Origin of the sequence: Streptomyces sp. WELS2 (assembly GCF_013870595.1) — a bacterium.
GTDB lineage: Bacteria > Actinomycetota > Actinomycetes > Streptomycetales > Streptomycetaceae > Streptomyces.
In genome coordinates, this window is sequence record NZ_JACBWZ010000994.1 from 1 (window position 1) to 2,053 (window position 2,053).

Annotated in this window: 2 protein-coding genes and 1 pseudogene; all 3 read left to right on the forward strand. The window is 72.5% G+C overall.

Translation table 11 applies throughout. From position 1 onward, the window contains the following. Positions 1 to 8 precede the first annotated feature (8 nt). Positions 9 to 932 (forward strand): ABC transporter permease, encoded by a 924-nt coding sequence (locus H5J33_RS32715; protein ID WP_258565574.1) that lies wholly within the window; start codon positions 9 to 11, stop codon positions 930 to 932. Beyond that, on the forward strand, positions 929 to 1,927 hold the full coding sequence (locus H5J33_RS32720) for an ABC transporter permease (protein ID WP_181798342.1): 999 nt from the start codon (positions 929 to 931) through the stop codon (positions 1,925 to 1,927). Before H5J33_RS32715 ends, H5J33_RS32720 begins: the two co-directional genes overlap by 4 nt. Next, positions 1,924 to 2,053: pseudogene (locus H5J33_RS38030) on the forward strand (sugar ABC transporter ATP-binding protein); the annotation flags it as partial. The gene H5J33_RS32720 and the pseudogene H5J33_RS38030, both read left to right, overlap by 4 nt.

A 2,053-nucleotide genomic window follows, 5' to 3' on the forward strand; every position in this document is an offset into this window, starting at 1 on the left:
CCTGCGCGCTGCTCGTCGTGGTCGCGCTCGCCGCGCCGCTGCTCACCGCCCTGGAGGGGCAGGACCCCACGACCTACCACCCCGCCCTGATCGACTCCGCCCGCGGCGGCGTGCCCATCGGCTCCTTCGGCGGCGCGAGCGCCGACCACTGGCTGGGCGTCGAGCCGCAGACCGGACGCGACATGTTCGCCCGGCTGGTCTACGGCGCGCGGGTCTCCCTGGGCGTGTCGCTGGGCGCCACGCTGGTCCAGGTCCTCCTCGGCGTCGCCATGGGCGTGGCCGCCGGGCTGGGCAACCGCTGGGTCGACCTGGTCCTCAGCCGGATCACCGACATCTTCGTGTCGCTCCCGCTCATGATCATGGCGCTGGCCCTGCTGGCCGTCGTACCCGACGGCTTCCCGCGGCCGGTCCTGGTCGCGCTGATCCTCGCCCTCGTCGCCGGATGGTCCACGGTGGCGAAGATGGTGCGCGCGCAGACGCTGGCCCTGAAGAACCTCGACTACGTCTCCGCCTCCCGGCTCAGCGGCTGGAGCACCGGGCGGACCGCCGTACGCGAACTCCTCCCGGGCCTCGCCGCGCCGGTCATCACCTACGCCGCGCTGCTGGTCCCGTCGAACATCAGCGCCGAGGCGGCCCTGTCCTTCCTCGGCGTCGGCGTGAAACCGCCCACCCCCTCCTGGGGCCAGATGCTCACCAGCGCCGACGTCTGGTACCAGGCGGCCCCGCAGTACCTGCTGCTGCCCGCCCTCGCCCTGTTCGTCACCGTGTTCGCGATGACCGTCCTCGGCGACGGCGTCCGCGTCGCCCTCGACCCGCGCGCCGCCTCCCGGCTGCGCGTCGGCACCGGCCGCAAACGGGAGGCCCGCGCCGCGGCGGCCGTACCGGCCACCGCCCCGCGGACCGGGTCGCAGAAGAAGGAGGAGGGGGCGTGAACGGCTTCCCCGGTTTCGTCCTGCGCCGGCTCGCCGGTGCCGTGGTCACCCTGTTCGTGCTCTCGGTGATCATCTACGTCGTCTTCTACGTCACCCCCGGCAACGTCGCCCAGATCACCTGCGGCCCGCGCTGCTCCCCGGCCCAGGTCCACCAGGTGGCCCAGCAACTCCACCTCGGCGACCCGCTGTACGTGCGCTACTGGCACTTCCTCCAGGGCCTCCTCGTCGGCCAGGACTACTCCACGGGCACCTCCGTGGAGCACTGCGCGGCGCCCTGCCTGGGCCAGTCGTACCAGACCGGCCGGGAGGTCACCGACATCATCTGGGCCAAGCTGCCGGTGAGCTTCTCGCTGGTGTTCGGCGCGATGGTGATCTGGCTGCTGCTCGGCGTCGGCACCGGCGTGCTGTCCGCCTGGCGGCGCGGCCGGCTCTCCGAGCGCGTGCTGACCGCGGTCACCCTCGCGGGCGTCGCCACCCCCGTCTTCGTCATCGGGCTGGTCCTGATGATCGTCGTCTGCGGCGAACTCCAGTGGCTGCCCTTCCCGCAGTACGTGAACTTCACCGACGACCCCGAACAGTGGGCGTGGAACCTGCTGCTGCCTTGGCTGTCCCTCGCCCTCATCGAGGCGGCCGGCTTCGCCCGGCTGACCCGGGCCTCGATGCTGGAGACACTGGCCGAGGACCACATCCGCACCTTCCGCGCCTACGGCGTCGGCGAACGCGCCGTGATCACCCGGCACGCGCTGCGCGGCGCGACGGCCTCCGTCATCGCGCTCAACGCGGTCACCGTCGGCTCGGCCGTCGGTGGCGCCGTCCTCACCGAGACCCTGTTCGGCCTGCCCGGCATCGGCCAGGAACTGGTGCGCGCGGTCAAGGTCGTCGACCTGCCGGTGGTCGTCGGCATGGTCCTGGTGACCGGCTTCTTCGTGGTCCTCGCCAACGCCGTCGCGGACGTCCTCTTCGCGCTGGCCGACCGACGGGTGGTGCTCGCATGAGCCTGGTGGAAGTGACGGACCTGACCGTGGAGTTCGGCGCCCTGCGCGCCGTCGACGGGCTCTCCTTCAGCCTGGCGGAGGGCGCCGCCCTCGCCCTGGTCGGCGAGTCCGGATCCGGCAAGTCCA